Below are 19,253 nucleotides of genomic sequence, written 5' to 3'. Positions count from 1 at the left end.
AGGGGCATGTTCACAATTTATTTACTCATGCGTTTTTCGTGAAGTGTTTCCGACCTTTTTCCGGGAAATTTCAGGACTTGCAGCCTCTTCTCTTGCTATGTCCCCACTGCTGTTCCGCCGCTGAGAACGCCTGGCTTTTTGCCTGGCATCCTTGCGGTCTTACAGTAAATCCGCCAGAAAGATACTTGCAGCTATCCCGGCCGCTGTCGCGACTAGAGCTCCCGGCAGTGTCCAACGGGTCTTTCGGATATGGGCAGACATAAAATATACACTCATGGTGTAAAATACTGTCTCCGTACACCCCATCATGATCGAGACCATATTTCCCACCAAGGAATCTGGACCGTATTCTTTAAAAATATCAAGGATCAGACCGACAGCCGCGGAACTGGATATGATCCTCACCAGGATGATCGGAATTACCGGAACCGGGATATGGCAGAGTGCGGCTGGGAATTTCAGAAGCTCTGATAATACCTCCAGAATCCCGGAAGCTCTCAATACTCCCACCGCAGTCATCAGTCCGATCAAGGTTGGAAGTACATCCGCCACTGTCCGCATTCCTTCTTTTGCACCATCCAGGAAATCGTCGAATACCGGCCGTTTTGCGAGGATTCCGGAACCAACGATATAAAATACCGTGAGCGGAACCATGAATTCTGAGAGGAAAATCAATATATCCATGTTTTTCTTCTATGCCCTGCGATTGCCGTTTCTTTAGAACTTCCCGACATTAACACATACTCTACAGAATGTCTTCTTCCCGTCCGTCCAATCCTGGAAACCGCAGCATTCTCCCTTCAATTCTCTTCCTTCTCATTGTATTCTCCGCGAAAATCCATTATACTAAGCCCATGGAGGTGTTTTTCACTATGAGTATTCTTTTTCTAGAGTATCCACCCTGTTCTACCTGTCAGAAGGCAAAGCGCTGGCTTGATGAGCATAACGTATCCTATACCAGCCGCCACATCAAGGAGAACAATCCCACTGCGGAGGAACTGACAGAATGGTATAAAAAGAGCGGACTTCCGTTAAAAAAATTCTTTAACACCAGCGGACTTATCTATAAATCCATGGGATTGAAGGATAAACTCCCGACACTGAACGAAGAAGAGCAGATTGCCTTGCTCGCAACAGACGGAATGCTTGTAAAGCGTCCGTTAGTTATCGGCGATTCCTTTGTTCTCACCGGTTTTAAGGAAAAAGACTGGCAGGAAAAGCTAGGGTAACTGACGCCCTGGCTTTTTTCCTGTCTTCACGAATAACCAGATTCCCGTTGCTAAAAAGAACAGGATCCCGATACTGACCGTTATCGTTGTGACATGGCTCTCCAGCCATTCTATGATCCGCTCCGCCAGACTGGTTCTCAAAAGATCTGGGGGATCCGTTTCTTCTTCTGCCCGACTTACGATCTCTGTCTCGGGTGCGTTTTCTGTCTCATTTTCCGTTTCTGGAAGAACTTCCTCATAAATTCCAATATACTGCTTTCCTTCCAGATCCGGTGTTCGGATCTGACCTCCATATTTTGCTTTTACATTTCGAATCAGCTTACTTCCGCCTGCAGTCGCATTTCTGAACATCACCTCCCCATCCATATAAGGTTCTCCGTCCCATTCCACCCGGTCCACCCGATAACATACCCGGGACAACCCTGCAAGTTCTAAAAGTTTTTCTCCATAATCAGCAAGATCTGCATCGCCAGGAATCTCCATATCTCCCAAATAGAACGAATCTGCCCCGTATCCAGATACCGTCACAGAAAAGGAAAAGGTATCCGACCAGCTTCTCGACGTCTCTTCCACATCTACAAGAGAAAGTTCCCGCTCAAACTCTGTGCCGGACTCCTCATCGATAAGCGGAACGTCTGCCGTCTCCGGCACCGTATCATCACCTTCCAGGTCATAGGGAATTGTCACCTGGGCATATGTTATTTCTCCGGCTTTTTTCGCATTTCTGATTCGTTTTGATACCAACCGGTATTCCTTTTCCCCCTCGCTCCTTGTCTCTTCCGGTATGAATGCCTCACCTCCATCCGTAAATATGGGGCTTTCATAGATCAAAGTCTCTTTTTCTTCTGATTTTTTTTTTCCAGATGCTGCCTCTTCCGTGAAAAGTGTTTCCTCTGCAAACGTAGGCAGCGGAAATGCCAGACATGACAGAAACATCACACTTCCTAAAAAACCGGAAATTTTTTTGACAGGAAGCCGGAATATTCGGCTCCCATCATTTTTTATCCTTACGTTCTTCTTTTCTCTCATTTTCCTCCTTCTTTATATGCAGATACCAAAGACCAAGGAATCCGATAAACAGACCAAATACCGCAATTTCCGGTCTCCGGGTATCGCCAGTCTCCGGGGTCCTGAGACTTGTCCTGTCCTTCTGACGGACTCGCCCCTCTGTGCTGCCGGAAAATTCCCGCTCATAGCGTACCGTAATCCTGCCATACGTCTTTTCTCGGTCCCGTTCTTGTTTCGATTCCTCCTCCGATTCCGGTTCTGTCCACTCTGCCTCCACCGGTTTCTTCGGTTTGTCATGCGGAGTGGGCGCTGTTGGCTGTTCCAGCTCTGCCGGTCTCTCAGACGTCTCCGGTTCCTTCGGCGCTGTCGGAGTCTCCGCTGGCGCCGTTGTCTCAGATTCGGCGGGCTCTGTCGGCAGCTCCGGTTCAGTAGGTCTTTCCGGTTCGTCCAGTGTTTTTCTGCGGTCTGTCATCCCGATTTTTATAAAGCTTCCATCTATTGGCACTGTAAATTTGATGGAATCAGCGATCTCATACCCATCCGGCGCAGATATCTCCGTCAGGATATACGTCTCTCCTGCTGTCAGCGTTCCATCCACAAAATGCGGAGTTTTTCCTGATATCCAGGAATCGATGACCGTTCCATCCACCGTTTTTAACTCCAGGGACGCTCCAGGCAGTTCTTCTCCCGTCGCCATATCTAACTTGCTGAACTGTGCTCTCGTCTTTTTATTCGTAATCGAAAGTTCATACAACTGGACCACCGCTTCTTTTTCCCTGTCAAATACGATAGAAAACGTCTCTTCCGAACACCCATATCCGGGTGGAGACTGGATCTCCTGAACCTCATACTCGTACATGACCCAGGCACCATTTTTCAGATAACCGATCGGGAGCTCCGGTGACAGCGCAATTCCGTCCGCACCTGTCATAAATACCGTCTTTTCTCCCGTCTGTACGCAGACCGCCTCAAACCATGCCCCGGAAAGTTTCAATTCTTTATCTTCCGCATCTGTCTTTCGGATCCTGATCCTGCCACATGCTATCTTTTCTTCTGGTTCCCGTCTGTTTTCCACCTCATAACGGACGATATTCTCCGTCTGGTCTACCGTGATAAGGATCGGTTCCGCTCCCTGATAACCGTCCGGAACTCTCGTCTCAAGAAGTACATATTTTCCTTCCGGGATCCGGTCAATTCGGTGCAGACCGGCTCTCATATCATAACTGGTCATTCCCGGATACCTCTCGGATGATCTGTCATGATAGCGGAACTGGTATTCAAACCGCGGTGACAGCTGACCGTCGGATGTTAATCTTTTCGGATCTCCATCAACTGTGACTGAGACCCGCATTCTGCTTCCATCCGATAATTCCCAGATCTGTGTGATGATTTTTCTGTTTTCCGTCGCCATATCCTCCAGAAGTCTGGCATCTCCTGAAGAGACTCTTCCCTGAAATTCCTCTTTCCACGAGAACTGCCGGAATTCATTTCCATACTGTCCAAACATCTTTTCATACGCCTCTGGAATCGCCGGAACATATTCCGACAGATCATCCGCCTTCCAACTGTCCACGATTCGGTCTTTCCGGTACAGATAAGCGCCGTTTTCCGTCTTTGCTCCCCCATTCTCATCCAGAACTGCCTCACAGAGGACAAACTCTGCTGCGGCAGGCCAGGATAACGGCTCTTTCTCCCCGGATGCATTTCTCTCAAGCTTAAAGACCTCCAGCTTCGTATGATCGTCTTTCAAAACAAAGCTCTGCAGATTTCCTGTTTCCTCCACTGTAATCTCCATGGATGCAGGAATGTAGCCACCCGGTGTTTCTAGTTCCTCCAGAATATAATCACCTACAGGAATTCCTTCAAAATATTTCGGTTTTTCATCCGTTATCCACATTGCAGTGACTGAAGCTTTACGGTTATCCACAGGATCTTCCGAGTTCCACACAGCCGGTGTCTCCTCTGCCTTCACGAGATAATATCCTTTAGGATATTTATCCTGATCGGCAGTATTTACCCGCTTTGCCTTAAACAGCGCAAGCTTCGCCCCTGTTACAAAGGTCTGGCTGTATGTGCCCCGGATCTCTGTGCTTGTTTCACTTGTCTCCATATCTGTGCGGTTTTCTACCTTCTGACGGTAATCTTCTGTTCCGTCGATTTTTGCGATCTCCACCTTTGTTTTTTCATCCGACAAGAGTACTCTCTGGACCTCATTCGTCTCCTTCACTTCCACTGCTGACGGAAATGTGCGGACATAGCCATCCGGCGCTTCCAGTTCTTCCAGGATATAGCTGCCCGGGATCACCCGCCTTAAAAGGTCCGGCTGTCCGTCCGTACTTTCATCCATCCGTCCATCCTGAATCGTTTTTTCGCCGCTGATCCACACATTTGGAATCAGATAGGACTCTCCTTTCCTGTGCTTTAGCGGCACGTCATCCGCCTCATTCTCCGGATCTCCCACATCAAGCAGCTTTTCTCTCTCATTTAAATGATACGCAGCCCGGTTTTCCATCTCCAGAAGCTCCTCATACCGGTATGTCACATAGTCCCCATCCCGGTCATAGACCGGCTCACCCTTTTTATACAGAGCTCCGCTCTCCGGATAATATTTCACCAGGCCAAACTCATCGAGAACCGGTTCCATCCATTTTTCAAAAACCCTTGTTTCCGTGTTCCATGTTCCCGTAATATAGGCATTCTCACTTCCTTCCATGATCTCCGCCGGTCTTCCCGTCAGTATTTTTCTTCTTCCAGTCAGATTTCCCGCGGTGTCTGTTTCCTTTACCACGGGCCATACATAGAATACCTGCTGTTCTCTTCCATTCGATCCGATTTCTGTCTTCTTCACATATGCCAAGCCTGTGTAGGCATCAACCTCCGCATCCCTGCACAAAGATCCATCGAGATGAAACAGTGTGGTCTCCGGATCCGTTGCAGTAAATACCTTCGATTTCCGGTCATACACAAGTTTTGTAAAATCGCCTCCCGATATTTCAAATACCGGCTGTCCGTTTTTCAACGCATAGATCGATTCTGTATCAAAGGTGATCTTCTGTTGCCGTCCTTCCCGGTCATAGCCGTAGAAAGTCCCGTCTTTTCCCTTTTTTATCACATCAAGATTTCCAAGATCATAGAATAAGACCGGTGTATCCCTTCGCTTCACTGTCTTGATTTCCCAGGTATCTTCTCCCCGCATCTCATCTACTGATGCTCTGTCCCGGGAAAATTCCAGCTTTTCTCCGGCATATCCCTCTTTTACAACAATATCTGTCACATTTCCATTTCTGTCCCTTGTGAGCTCAACACCTTCAAATGCATGATCCTGTGAATCCCCGGTCTGATTGACCCGGATCGCATCGTAAAGTGCAAGCTTGGCTCCTGTTACATACGGATTCTGATGATCTGCCGCCTCCAGTTTTCTCGTCACATAACCATAACCCTGAAAGATTCCATTCTCATAGACAATCTCCACCCGTTCTCCGCCGCGTTTCCTCTGCTCCAGCATCTCCAGAGTCCCCTTTTTCCAGCCAAATCCCTGGTATGTACCTGCATGATTGTAGGCAAGATCTAGATTCTCAAGCCCGTACTGTGCACGAAGTTCCGATATCGTTCCTTCCACTCGCCCTGATACTTTCATTCCACGAATTGAGTCTATTGCCTTTGTTTTTGAAATTTCCAGAATTGTTGCGGTATTTTCCGCATATATTCTGGCAGTATCCGTGACATTTTCCGGGTGGATTCCATCCGGATCCTGCTCGTACCCGTAAACTGCTGCCGCCGTTTTTCCTTCTGTCCAGCCTCCGGAATACAGGATCCGGTCACTGTAAATCTCTACTGCCACAGGTCCTGAACGCACATACCCGGCCGGCGGCTTCACCTCCGCCAGCACATAAACCCCCGCGGGAAGCGGATTCGGTGTTTTTGCATATCCAACTGCCTGGAGAATCCCCTTTTCCTCGATATCCCGAATCGTCGGGATCGCCATGAGTGTTCCTGTCTGCAGCCCATTTTTATCCGTAAAACTTACCAGATCACTCTCCTGACAGATCGGTGTTCCGGCAGGGACCGTTCCATAGAAAAGCTCTCCGGCCCCGGCTGCCTTTCTCGCAAATGTCCGGATTTCCTTTGCCCCCATCGCCTCAAGAAAATGCTGGCTTCCAAGGATCATCGTATCCGCCGTATAACATCGCACGGCACCATCCCCGTCGTCCGTCTCATTTCTTTCCGCCCGATAGACCCCAAATACCGCGTCATCATGAAGGATCGGCTCTCCAGTTTCCGCGTCAAGCTTCTCAATTCTCAGATTTGAGAAATACTTTCGATTCAAAAATGTCTTTTCCCCATAACCGGCCCAGACTGTATCCTCCTTCTCCTCATTCGGATCCACAATGCTCCATGGAACAAGCATCGGCGCATATTCCCCGTCATAGGCAGTCTTTATGCCTGTCATCATCTCCTTTCCCTCTCTCTTCGCTCCATTTTCACTATCTGACCGGTAATGATAGTACTGCTTTACCTTCTCATTCCCGTAAGGCTCGTAATGCCCTGCTCTCTTTTTCTCAGAAAGTCCATACGGATAGACTTCAAAATCCCCATCATTGCTGTGGGCACATATCACATACTCCCGAAGTTCCTGTTTCTGGTTTTCCGCCGACTCCTCGTTAAAGCGTATCAGATATTTTTTTGCAAGATCCCACGGAGAATCTGCAGTCCTGTATACATACTTCTCCTTCCAGTCATCTCCAGCCTCAGTCTGTCCGCCTGCCACTGGAAGAAATATCTCCTTCGGCGCATCGATCTCATAATGCCTATTCTTAAAGTCAAGAAGCTCCGGCGCATGGGGCTGTTCCTCCACGATCACATATTCTCCGTAAGGAAGATACCTCGATACCGCTGACGCTGCCTCTTCCTGTGCCTGTCCATTTTCCTTCCGGACCGCCAGAGTCGTCCTATCCCCGTCTAGTCCGCCATTCTCTTCGCAGTCCCAGGCAATCGCATAGATTTTTCCCAGATCATACTTGAAAAATGGCTGCAGATAGTCCTCCGCTTTCTGGATCGCAAGATAGAACGCATGATCATACTGCTCATCCGAATATGCGTTTTCTCCCTGTTTCATCTGTTCCTGCTCCGCTTTCAGATACCAGTCGATGGCAAACTGCCGGACTGCGTCCGAGCGCTTCGCATTCTCCTTCGCGTATTCCGAGGTATTGATCTCATTTTGCTTTCCGGTAATGAGACTGGCCGCAAACGATTTAAATGATGTATTCCACAGGAATCCCCTTCTCTTCCAGCGATCCGTGTCCGCTGTCCGGACAGCTGCAAAGAATTTCTCATAGTTATACCCTTTATCCGTCCCGGCTTCCCCATGGTCCGGATCTATCTTCCGCCCCACTGTCTCCAGTACCTGGCGGTCCGTCTTTTTCGTATAGACCTTCTGGACCAGCTCCGGGAAATTTTTCTGGTATTCTTCGATCTGCACCGTTTTCCCGTTTTTATCCACCCAGAAGATCTCTCCGTCTCTTGTGCAAAAGATCCGTTCCAGATTGGACTTCAGATAGATCTTAAACCGGAAATTTCCGATGTTTTTCTCGTCATCCGTCTTTTTCTCTACCCGTATCTTCTGCTTTACCGGCCGTTCCAGTACAAGAACAGGCGTGAGCCCCGTATCTCCATCCTCGCTGATCTTATCCTGACCGCGGTATACCAACCGCTTCGCAGTGATGTAAGTGTCTGAAAGGTCCTGATTTTTTGAGACTGACACAGCAAGCGCTGCCCCCGAGAATTTCACAAGGTATTCCGCATAACCGATCCGGTCTCCTTCCTGATATCCCCAGACATTCGCGTTTCCGATCGTCTGGATCTCCTTTTCCGTCAGGACATGATCTTTTTCCGGAAGTTTTACGATAAAGTTTAAGGTGAGACTCGTCTTTCCATCGGTAAAGTCCTTTCCGAACGAATCTTTTCCGGAAGTCCGAACCTGAATTCTGTATACACCAGTCTTCTCCCTCACTACGCTTTGAATCTCCACATCTTTTTCCACGAGCTCTTTTTCTGTTGTGACCTCGATCTTATCTTCCGTTCTCGTCAGCGGAACACGGTATCCATGTGCCGGATCTCCCGACAGATAATCGATCACCTCTTCTCCCTCTTTATGATAAACCATGACCTGATGCATGATCTCTGTCAGCTTTCCATCTGTTCCCGGCATCAGAGCCGGTGTCAGAGTCGCATCGAGATAATATCTTCTGTTTCCGGCGGACCCCATCACATACTGTCTGTCGATCTGGAACCGGAAGTTTCCGCTATTTTTATATTCCTGATACACCCAGCGGAGATTTACTGGATCCTCGTACACCGCATAGACACTGTCCGTCGTCTTTTTCCCATTTTCCACTTTTGAGGTAAAAAATCTGCGATTTCCAATAGAAGATGCACCTGCATACAGCGTTACCTGATAACCAGCATCCTCTTTTCTGATCCCATCGATTCCGCAAAAGTTCCACTGGGGATGTTCCTGATACCAGGTGAAAATGCTTCTCATAAGATCCAGAACACAGGAATTCTTTTCGACAGGCACTGTAATTTCCTGCACCGCTGCACCATACACGGTCTTTTTTGCCGGCTCTCCCGGATCTGTTGTCATTCCCCAGAGATCTTTCTGGCCCTTTTTTACTCCCCGGCTATAGACCGGCACATCCTCCAGCGAGCGGATACCTCCGGCCGTAACCGGAACTTCATACCCGTTTCTTCCAAGGATCTCCTCTGTCTGAGCCTTCAAGAAGAGAAAGCTCTCCGACGTTTCGTCTGAAAGGTCACAGTCCTCCAGTTTCACCTGAAACCGCTCATCTTCCTCATTGACAGACAGATTTGAAAGGCTCATCGGTATCTTTTCCGGAATCTGTTCTGCCTCTAAGATCTGCGGTTCTATCCGGCTCACCGGTTCCTGTCCGGTAATATTTCCCGCCGCATCCCGCTCCGGCTGATAGAGAAGATCACTGGTATCGCTCTCCGCCCGTTTCCATACGGTTCTCCCGGCCCCATCTTTTACAATCACCTCTTCTGTTCCCGTCACGTGAGGTCCTGTCACCAGCTCCTCCCCTGTATCAACGCGGTAGAATTTCGTTCCTTCCGAAAAACCATAGGCAAAGATCTCATAACCTCCATCTCCATTTTCCCCTGCTGCCCCCGCTGATGTGACCGAAAATGGAAGTTCATCATATCCTTTTCCTCTTCCGTCATCGCCTTCCATTGCCGCTGCGAGTTCCGGCATCGTGACCACAGCCGTTCCATTTGCGTCCGTCACAGATCCTGGAGTTTCAAAGCCTGCTCCCCGGTTGGTGATCTCCTGATCCATTCCGTTTACTGAAAGCTCGTATCCCTCACTTCTGGAAAGTTCTTTTATATAATATTTTCCCAGAATCAGCGGTCTCCCGATCCACCAGTTTCCGTTCTTCTCCATGTTCTCCTGATACAGGTTTCCTGGCCCGTTCCAGGAGATATCCGTCCTTTTTCTGATCTTTCCGGCCGTATAATCGTACTCCACTCCCGGTGCTTCCGTATAACACAGGAAATCCGCATTTCCATCCTGATCTGTTGCTGCCGCTGCCACAAGATCATTTTTCTTATAGACAACGCCAGTATTGGTCAGAATTCCGTTTCCTGTCACCTCCGCATCCGGATGAACGATGTCTTCCGCCGCAAAAAGGCCATACACGGCCCCTTCAAGTGTTCCATCTCCTTCCGCATCCCCGTAGGACGAATAATCATCCGATTCTCCCCGAAAAAGATCTCTGTCTTTTTTCGTGATATGGATCCGCCCCTCAGTTCGATGGTCATACACATGCCAGGCATCCCCGCAGTCCTCAGCGCCATTACAGTGCGAATACCTCTCGGAATCCCCGAGATCCAGATGCCGGATTCCGTCCTCCTCTGCATCCGCCAGAATATCCTCAAAGTCCCCGACGCCTTCAAACTCTCCCCAGTCATCAGATTCTTCACCATCATCAGCTTCTTCCCGGCTTCTTCCCATAAACCAGCCATAAAACCGATCAAAAATACTTTTCTTTTCTGCATTGGACGCCGTTGCTTTAACCGCAGCTTCTTTCGTATCCGCTTCCGCGTTAGACGCCGTTCTCTTCATAATTGTTCCCGCGCGGCTTTTTACCACCGGTATTTTTCTCTCCGAAACAGTACTCCCGCCTGTCATTCCATTTCCCGAATACCAGATGTTTTCCGTGATCTCACGGCTGCTTCCGGATCGCTTTTCCGCGTCTGCTCCCGCCTGGGAAGAATCCGTCGTGATCATCTCCACAGGGATATCATCCAAGTGCAGATCGTGGAGGATATACCCGTTTCTTGCCTGGATCTCCCTCCATGTATAGGTAAACCGCAGTCCGATAAACTTCCGGTATGTCTCCTCACAGTCCGCCTTGCAGCCGGATTCCTCAAATGCGGCTTCGGATGCAGCCCGGAGCTTTCGCTCATTTCCAGCATTTTTTCGGCTTCTCCCATCCGGTTCTCCGCTTTCCAATACTTCCTGTACCTCATCGTAGACACTCTCATCCGCCAGCCAGTGAAAATGGCAGCCTCCTTCCGCCTCTGCCTCACAGGCCTCCACCAGTTCCATCCACTGCTTTGCCGCAGCCCTGTTATTATCCCTGGTCTGTTCTGCGGCCTCCTCATAGGCATCGCTCTTTTTCCCGTCCTCATCGCCGGAATCCCCATCTTCCTGGTCCTCCGGCATATTTGCCCATGACGGCGCGGCATGTCCGTCACAGTATGTCTTTTCATACGCGTACTTTCTGGTATCTTTGTAGGTTATCTCCCCTTTTCCGTTCGTGGTTCCTTCCGAAAACACCTGAAATCCGCTCCATGGACGAAAGCTCAGGTTCTTTTCCGCAAGTCTTTCCTCGCCGTCTGTCTTTGAGATCTTTCCTCCGTCCTCAAATCTTTCATACAGATAGAACTGGCTTCCCTTGAGCGGCATTCCAGTCTCATCGTCATGTTTGACAAGCCTGACATTGTAATCCGCCGAAAAGGTCTCCTTGTGACGATAGATCTGAAATTCGAGAGTCGGGGGTTCCACGCCGTATTCCGGTATTTCCCCGTCTCCCGCGCCTCCTGGTTCTCCGCTTTCCCCATCCTGGCTGATCACCAGATAAAACACCATATCAGAGGGAATGATCCTCATATCCGCCTTATAGAGTCTCTGATGTTCCGGCGCGTTGATGCAGACCTTAAAGTCCATCCACTCCCTGAGATATTCCGGATTCCAGCTGCCTTCCGTATACCAGCCGGAATTGCCTTTCATAGTGATCTTATACCGCACCGTTGTCTTGTTGTATTTCTCTTCATCTGTCATATTGCTTCCGACAGCATTCTCATTTGCGGTCACCGAACCATTATTGTGGATCCGGATCGCATCCCCGCTCCAGGTCACCTCATACAGATTTTGTCCCATCACCGATTTCGCGATATTTTTATCCTGGGATGCGTCAAGCCATCCCACGTTTCCCCCTGTGGATCCATTGTCCCACACACTCTGGAGCTCGATCTTCGCGATATCCCGGATAAACTCTTTTCCGAGAACAAACTCCGTATCCAGGGCGCCAGGTCCGTCAGAAAAAGGCAGTACCTGAAATGGCACTGCCGTATCTTCCGAAGTTGCTCCCCTGATCGCATCCGGAGCTTCTTTTCCCGCCGCCAGCCCGACGGAGGACGCCTGCTCCATAACAGCGATCGCGCGGTCTTCAATTTCCGGATTGTCAGCCACCCAGGCAAATTTTGTCCCTGCATCGTCTTTCACATACTTTACGATATTGGCACTGGACGTCACAGACGCGATCTCCGCATAAAGACCCGGATCAAACTTTTTTGCCGCGTCCTTCAGTGCCGACCAGTTGTCCGGATATGCCCAGAATAACCGTTTCGCCTGCGTTTCCGTAAGCGGAGACGGCATCGTATCAAACTTATACATATCATACCGGTCGACCTTCTTCCAGCCTTTTCCCCCATCGAGGCAGTAATACGGGGCCGTCGATTTCTGCGGCCACACATCCGATGCCTCGGACGGGAACGGGAGTGGAATCCCCACTCCCGTGATCGTCATAATGACTGCCAGAAATCCAGCCAACCATCGCCTTCTTTTTTTCTCTTCCATACTGATCCCCCGCCATTATTTCTTTCCAATCGTCTGTACCGCACCTCCGACACACCATGCGCCTGTCTCATCCACAGTGTAGCCGTCCGGCGTCACACAGTCCGCCAGCATATGTCCGTTTTTCTGGTCCATATAGTAGCATTTTCCATTGATCCAGTTCCAGCCTTTCGTCATCCGCCCGGTCGGTCCCAGGTAATACCACGCTTCTCCTTCTTTTATCCAACCAGTCTGCATTTTCCCCTGGCTTCCGTCATTTGTCTTCTGGAGATAATACCAGCTTCCATCTTTTTCATCGAGAAACCACCCTGTCTGCATCCTGCCGTCAGCCGCAAAATGGAACCAGGAAGTCTTTTCCTGTCCTTCTTTCGCATATGGGTTGTAGATCCAGGCCCACTCATTGGCATACGTTCTTCCGCCGGAAACAAATTTCCAGCTTCCATCCTCCTGCTTTCTCCACTCACCGGTGACACTGCCCTTTGGCTGTTCCCCTGTGTTCTGGTCCTTTTTCAGCACACTTCCCGTTCTTCCGCCGCCGGAAGAACGTCCTCCTGAGCTGCCGGACCAGGTCTTATCCACAAGCTTAAACTTTAATTTCACAGGAATCTTTTTCTTCAAAGCCCCAGCTCTGACCGTGATCTCGTCCTCATATTCCGCCGTATACGGATATTTCTTCATCCCCTCCGCAATCCAGAATGCCTCCGTATTTACTGATACCGCACCGTTTTCTACCTTTACAGCACCATTTTTTACGTTCCAGTTAAATTCGAAGCTACCGTCCCCATTTCCTTTTAACGCTTCCTGCGGTATCAGCTTTGCCGTAATCTTCTGTGCATCCGCGCCCTGCCATATGACCGCCGGGTTATATCTCGATCCCGTTTTCGTGAGTATCAGGTCAAACACCAGCTCTCCCTGATCCACCTTGATCTCCTCCGGCATCACCACAGTCCTGTCATCTGTCACAAAATCCACTTTCACGCTGCAGACTGCCGACTGGATATTTCCAAGGGCATCCTTTGCCGCCATCACTACCTCCGTGCTTCTTGTTCCACACCCAGTACGTTTCTCATAGATATGTTCCTTATGAGCCGCTTCATCCGCCTCTATGAGATCCAGGATCCATCTCGTATCCTTTTTCGCCATCACCTTTGCGTTCCGGTAATCTCCGTCCGCGATTCCCTCTTCCACAAAACCGGCGTCCACCTGGATAATGGCATTATCGCCGACGGTCCAGCTGATATCTTTTTTATCGAAATAGTCCGGTGCAAAGGATCCTGACAGGATCTGCGGCGCGGATACCGTGATCGTTTCCTGCGGCTTTTTCCTGTCACCGGTCAATGTTCTTGTCACCATAAAATTCAATGCCGCTTTGTCGAGAGTCGCGCCTTCCGCTGCGATCTTCGTCCGGTCCTTGATCTGGAATGTCACCGGGATCCTGCAGTTTGCGGTCACAGACTTCTCCTCAAAGCTGGATGCCGGTCTCGTCTTTGCTGTCAGAACCGCAAGTCCGCCCTGGGTACCGTTTCCGTAGACCGTATCCTCGATAGGGTACCGGTACTGTTTCTTCGCCTGTTCTGTCTCCGCTTTCTCCACAATATCCTTAAAGAATCCTGCATTCAGGTTCAACTCGATGGATGCGCTCTTTTTCGTATATCCGGACTCGTCCTCATCATCATTTTTCTTTAAGATGATCAACTCATCGTCATCCACACTCCATCTCACCGCCTCATCGGCGACATCGTTGTTCTTATCGACCACAGCATGGATCTTCACGTCCTGGACCTTCGTTCCCGACTCCAGCTTTCCGTTTAAATATCTCGCCAGCAATTTCCCCGCGGTATCCCTCACTTCCGTGGTGATCGACGGGTTCATCCGGTCCCCGGTGCGCTCCTCAATCACCCGGAAACCAAGTTCCTGGGGCTCTACCCGCACACCTGCTGCCACTTTCTTATAGAACGCAGAGACCTCCGTATCATGTTCCGGCATCACAAACTGGTAGGAACCGCCTGTCTGATAGGTCATCTTCCTTCTACGTCCCAGGGAATCTGTATAGGTCGGCACACCATCCATCTGGAACTTTTCTGTCTCCGTGTTCTTCGGAGCCGTGAGGACTGCAACGGTATCTCCGGCAGCCACCGCGCCCCGGTATGCTTTGTGGAATTCCTTGCTGTAGGCAGACGGACCTCTCGCCGTCAACACCGCCACATCATAGAAATTCCCTGAATTTGCCGCTGTATCCACCTGAAGGACCGACAGCAGATATCCCCTCACCGGTCGTCCCACGGAATTCGGTGCGAAATGATCTGGAGTATAGAGATCCTGTCTCGCCACAGACTCGGTATCCACTACATGGAGAACGCCATTCTCGAGTTCCTCATAGAAATAGAGTTCGTCCTCCTTCTTCGTGTTCTGTCCCTGCACCAATGTGTAGAAATTATCTCCTTTGTTCCAGAAGCCAATATGAGCATCATAGGTGAACCGATTGTCATCCGAGACACCTGAGCCGCAGACACCGGCTGCGATCTTCTCCTCCGTATCCGCGAACAGGTACGCCACATCTGCTCCGTCCTCAACCCCATAACGGAAGTGGAAGTCAGTGTCATGAGTTCCAATAAAAGTTCCCTCACGCGCCGCACTTCCAAGCCCTGAAGATGCGATGGTCCCCTCAAACCGTGCCACCTTCATCTTTCCGGAAGCGTATTTTCCCGTGATACCGCCGATGGACTGGGAGCCGCTTCCGCCGATGGTTCCCATCACATGCGTATTGAAAATATCCGCGGAATTCTGGAATCCCACGATTCCGCCCACATAGCCTCCTCCCTGGATCCTGGCACTCAGACTGTCCCCTGTGTTGACCTCACAATCCGCAATCAAAGACTCTGCCGCCCGTCCGGCAATTCCCCCGGCAAAAATCTCCTTTCCGCTTCCCGTATCGATAGCCACATGGTCGGAAACACAGTTTTCCACCACAGAGTCTTCCAGGACATCCGCAATAACTCCACCGGCTGTACCGGTAGTCCTTAATGTGCCGTTTACCGTCACATTCCGGATCACCGAATGTTTCGCACGGCCCGCGAGAATTCCCCCATTCTCCTTTACCGTGATCACATGCCCCGGCTTTACCTTGAGCTCTGTGATCTCCGCGTTCTCCACTGCGCCGAACAGTCCCCCAAAGTCCCAGGACGGCTGGTACATGCGGAAATTGGACACAGTTTTTCCGTTTCCGCTAAAATGCCCCTCAAACGGCGATACTTTTCCGGCCCGCATATCCGCCCCAGTGTGATAGAATCCGATAGGGATCCAGTTCATTCCACCGAGATCAATATTTTTCCCTAACTCAAACCAGGCACCTTTATAATTTCCCGGATAAGTGCCCTCTCCCCTTCCAACCTCCATTCCCATGGACGCAAGGGCAGCGAGCCCAATGAGGTGCTCCTTCGTTGTGATCTGGTACGGCTTTTCCTTTGTTCCATCCCCAGTTCTTCCACTTAAAAAGCTCATATCGCCCACATCAGCGCCCCAGATCTCCTCATCCGCAGCGAGCACAGCAATATTTTCCACGGCATCCGATGCCGTCGCCGTTCTCTCCGCCGCTGTTTCCACACTTCTCAAAACTGCCATTCCTCTTACCGGTGTTCCAAGCGCCATGCAGAGTCCTAACCCTGCTAACATCATCTGGCTCTTTCTGCCTCTGTTTTTTCTGCTCTTCTTCATTTCTTTTCTCCCCTCTATGCCTGCGGCAGACAGAATGCCGGGCAGATCCCGATCCCAACATCTGACACATCCGCCTGTCTGAAGCATCCATTTTCAAGATCTACAACATACTCCCTGTTTCCATATACAAAACTGCCTCTTTCATCCACCTCATAAGCCGGTGTCCGAAGCCAGAACCCCCGGCTGTAAGGACTTCCCTTTCCTTCCGGATTCCAGATCTCATCCCGATACCGGTATGCTTCCTCCAAAGACAGCAGAAAGAATCTGTCCCGGCACTCCTGGTATGGCAGCAAATGGCTCTCAAGACCATCCAGACGGCTGTCAGCAAAATCACCATCCACTGTTTTCCCTGTAAATGCCGTCAAAGCTCCCGTGTATACAAAAGATGCATCTGGAACCGCAGTCTCTGCCTGTTCCCCCAGCCATTCTCTCACCCGGGATTTCTTATAGTTATTGTTTTCTCCAAACGGAAGTAAGATCCGCTCCTCATAAGTACTGTCCACATCGGACCGAATCACATTTTCCGCCAGAAACAGCGCACGTTTCCCATAACTGCCTCTGCCGTCCTGGTAATCATCATCGATACATCGAAACCGGCATATTTTTCCCGCAATCTCCCGCGAGACCACATCCCCGGTCCTCCATGCGGCCCGGTCTTCCTTCTCCCCGAACTTGTCTCCCGTTCCTGGAACGGTATTTTCCCCGGAATCCGGCGCCCGCCCCCGCCATTCAAAGCCGATCCGGCAGTCCGTAACCGTCTCACCGTTCACATTCCTGGTCCCCAGATCCAGCTTTGAAATATTTACCACTCCGGGAAACATCTGCGCGATCACCAGCGTATCGAACGAGCTGTCTTTTCCCGTTACCACAATTTCCTGCCGCCCTTCCCGTTCTGCGGCAGATACCGTCTCCATCAGAAACCGCCTGCCCGCTTCCCGATCCCTCAGGATCACAGGTTCTGCTGTCAGAAATTCTGCCGTTCTCTCCGCCGCGTAGGGAACGAGTTCTCCCCGGCAGCTTGTGAGTACAGCAAGAGAACCGGCCGCAGCAAGCCACTTCGCCACTTTCTTTCGATTCATTTTTCCTCCTGGATATTCCGGCTAAAGCCGCCGGCGGCTTTTCGATAAAGCAGATAATATCTGCCTCCAAAGATTTTTAAGACTCCCAAAAGATCTATTATGATTTGACTGGAACTCCCCAACCGGTTCGTTCCTCCGTTTGTCCATAACTATATCACAGGCCATACCCGGAATCCATATCGGATCCGTAAAACCAAAGCCCCATTATTTAGCCAGTTTCACGAAAATATTTTTGCATTTTCGTCACTTTTACCATACCATTTTTTCACCGATGCCAGTAAAAGCATTATTTATAAGCATTTTTCGATGTCAAAAAAGACAGGACATGCCGCGCACGTCCTGCCTTTCACCTGTCTTACCACGTCTCCACCGTCCGCAAAAATTCCTCCATCGAAATCACTCCGGCGCACACAAGATCCGCCAGCTCTTCCCGCATGGTCCGCATCCCCTGTGTCTTCACCACATAATCCTCGATCTCCCACTCCGGCCGGTTTTCCGCAGTCATCTTCTTCAGTTCCCGGTCCATCACAAATATCTCATGAACCGCAGTTCTTCCTTTGTATCCTGTATTCCGACAGAATTCACATCCGCGTCCGCGCCTTGCGCTCCGGATCTTTCTTCCAAACAACTTCTGCTCCTCATTCGTAAGTTCCACCGTCTCCGCACAGTGCGGACATACCTTTCTCACCAGTCTCTGTGCCGCCATGCCGCATAAACTGTCCGCCGTGAGATACGGCTCGACACCCATATCTGCCATTCTCGTGATTCCGCCCGCCGCGCTTTTCGTGTGCAGAGTCGAGAGCACCAGATGACCGGTGATTGCCGCGCGGACACTGATTTTCGCTGTCTCCGGATCCCTCGTCTCGCCGACCATGATAATATCAGGATCCTGTCTCAAAACGGCACGGAGTCCTGCTTCAAAAGTAATCCCCGCCTGTTCATTCACCTGCATCTGGCTGATCCCCGGAAGATATCGCTCCACAGGATCCTCGATGGTCACGATATTCACCGGCTGTTTCGCGAGATATTCCAGGATCATATATAATGTGGTAGTCTTCCCGCATCCTGTCGGTCCTGTAAGATACAGGATCCCGCCCGGACTTCTGAGGATCCTCTTCATCTTCTCATAATTTTTCTCACGCATTCCAAAGGTTTTGCCATGATCGATCTCCGTTTTCATATTCAGGAGTCTCAGCACCATCTTCTCGCCAAAGATCGTCGGGACCACGCTGGTCCTCACATCCAGGCAGATCCCGTCGATCATCTCCTTAAAATGCCCGTCCTGCGGCACTCTCTTTTTCGCAATGTCCATTCCGCTGAGGACCTTCGCCCTCGTCACCAACGGCTGATGCATTTCCTTGTCATATTCCCGCACATGGAGCAGCATGCCGTCCAGCCTCATCCGGACAACCATCCGGTCTTCCTGCGGTTCCAGATGAATGTCACTGGCATTTTTCCGGTATCCCAGATTTAAAAGTTCCTCAAGGAGCTTCACCGCAGATCCGGCCTCTGCCCCATAGTTCTCCATCTCCTGGACCTCATTCTTATTTTCCTGTTTTCCTTCTCCGCCTAATATGCCCAACATCCCATTTTCCTCTTTCTATCATAACTCATTCCCCCCTCGCTGACGCAGACGGTTCGTGAGTTGCTGTCTGTACTTCGGATCCGCGGCTGCCGGGGATTGTATCCAGCACCATCTCCGGTCTGCACACTGCCATTCCTCTCATACAGGTCCTTTTTTCCATCCATCACCCGTACCGTGACAAGGACGCGGCCAGACCGGCTCTCTTCCACCTCAATTTCCGGTTTCAGCGTATCGATATGAAACGCGTCCATGGACAGTCCGTCCAGTTCTTCCACTTCCACAGCACCTGTCTCCAGCCGGTCCGCCACATATCTCCATGCCGCGTCCCCAAGCATTTCTGCCTGCTCCTGTGTCCTTGCGTGATCCAGTACCCACACCGCCATCCGCCGCATCGGAAAGATCATAAGGAGCAGCATACTGAAAAGCAGCATGACGATCATAACCTCAACCAGTGTAAACCCCCGTCTATGACCCTTCTCCAT

At 50.4% G+C, this 19,253-nt stretch carries 8 protein-coding genes; 1 reads left to right on the top strand and 7 read right to left on the bottom strand.

The genetic code is table 11. The features are described from left to right. Positions 1-159: 159 nt before the first annotated feature. The gene (locus DW826_RS12055; protein ID WP_015553956.1) at positions 160-684 is read right to left on the bottom strand and encodes a membrane protein; all 525 of its coding nucleotides are present in this window, start codon (positions 682-684) and stop codon (positions 160-162) included. A 188-nt stretch (positions 685-872) separates the two neighbouring features. On the opposite strand from DW826_RS12055, the gene DW826_RS12050 reads away from it, so the two are divergent. Next, positions 873-1,229 carry an arsenate reductase family protein gene (locus DW826_RS12050; RefSeq protein ID WP_117552822.1) on the top strand — a complete coding sequence of 119 codons (357 nt, stop codon included), beginning with the start codon at positions 873-875 and terminating at the stop codon, positions 1,227-1,229. On the opposite strand, the gene DW826_RS12045 is transcribed toward DW826_RS12050, so the two are convergent. The 6 genes from DW826_RS12045 to DW826_RS12020 all read right to left on the bottom strand — a co-directional run bounded on the left by DW826_RS12045 (position 1,221) and on the right by DW826_RS12020 (position 19,253). Further along, entirely contained in the window at positions 1,221-2,165 is a 945-nt protein-coding gene (locus DW826_RS12045) for a hypothetical protein (protein ID WP_181968055.1), read from the bottom strand. The genes DW826_RS12050 and DW826_RS12045 overlap by 9 nt on opposite strands. 58 nt (positions 2,166-2,223) lie before the next feature. Then, entirely contained in the window at positions 2,224-12,396 is a 10,173-nt protein-coding gene (locus DW826_RS12040) for a SpaA isopeptide-forming pilin-related protein (protein WP_117552820.1), read from the bottom strand. A 15-nt stretch (positions 12,397-12,411) separates the two neighbouring features. Next, a complete protein-coding gene (locus DW826_RS12035; protein ID WP_181968054.1) occupies positions 12,412-16,107 on the bottom strand; it encodes a peptidase A26 in 3,696 nt (1,231 codons plus the stop codon). Positions 16,108-16,121: 14 nt separating this feature from the next. Then, the gene (locus tag DW826_RS12030) at positions 16,122-17,186 is read right to left on the bottom strand and encodes a hypothetical protein (protein WP_117483888.1); all 1,065 of its coding nucleotides are present in this window, start codon (positions 17,184-17,186) and stop codon (positions 16,122-16,124) included. Positions 17,187-17,541: 355 nt separating this feature from the next. Further along, positions 17,542-18,771 carry a GspE/PulE family protein gene (locus DW826_RS12025; RefSeq protein ID WP_117483887.1) on the bottom strand — a complete coding sequence of 410 codons (1,230 nt, stop codon included), beginning with the start codon at positions 18,769-18,771 and terminating at the stop codon, positions 17,542-17,544. Then, positions 18,756-19,253, bottom strand: a complete 498-nt coding sequence (locus tag DW826_RS12020) for a prepilin-type N-terminal cleavage/methylation domain-containing protein (protein ID WP_117483886.1) — start codon at positions 19,251-19,253, stop codon at positions 18,756-18,758. The genes DW826_RS12025 and DW826_RS12020 overlap by 16 nt, the downstream gene beginning before the upstream one ends.

The organism is Clostridium sp. AM34-11AC, from assembly GCF_003435375.1.
Lineage (GTDB): Bacteria > Bacillota > Clostridia > Lachnospirales > Lachnospiraceae > Pilosibacter > Pilosibacter fragilis.
Note: the sequence above shows the minus strand (reverse complement) of the source record. Positions and strands in the feature narration are given on the sequence as shown.

Bases quoted from the DNA above. Each gene is read 5' to 3' on its own strand.
- DW826_RS12055 (WP_015553956.1), bottom strand. From the start codon at position 684: ATGGATATATTGATTTTCCTCTCAGAATTCATGGTTCCGCTCACGGTA.
- DW826_RS12050 (WP_117552822.1), top strand. From the start codon at position 873: ATGAGTATTCTTTTTCTAGAGTATCCACCCTGTTCTACCTGTCAGAAG.
- DW826_RS12045 (WP_181968055.1), bottom strand. From the start codon at position 2,165: ATGTTTCTGTCATGTCTGGCATTTCCGCTGCCTACGTTTGCAGAGGAA.
- DW826_RS12040 (WP_117552820.1), bottom strand. From the start codon at position 12,396: ATGGAAGAGAAAAAAAGAAGGCGATGGTTGGCTGGATTTCTGGCAGTC.
- DW826_RS12035 (WP_181968054.1), bottom strand. From the start codon at position 16,107: ATGAAGAAGAGCAGAAAAAACAGAGGCAGAAAGAGCCAGATGATGTTA.
- DW826_RS12030 (WP_117483888.1), bottom strand. From the start codon at position 17,186: ATGAATCGAAAGAAAGTGGCGAAGTGGCTTGCTGCGGCCGGTTCTCTT.
- DW826_RS12025 (WP_117483887.1), bottom strand. From the start codon at position 18,771: ATGTTGGGCATATTAGGCGGAGAAGGAAAACAGGAAAATAAGAATGAG.
- DW826_RS12020 (WP_117483886.1), bottom strand. From the start codon at position 19,253: ATGGAGAAGGGTCATAGACGGGGGTTTACACTGGTTGAGGTTATGATC.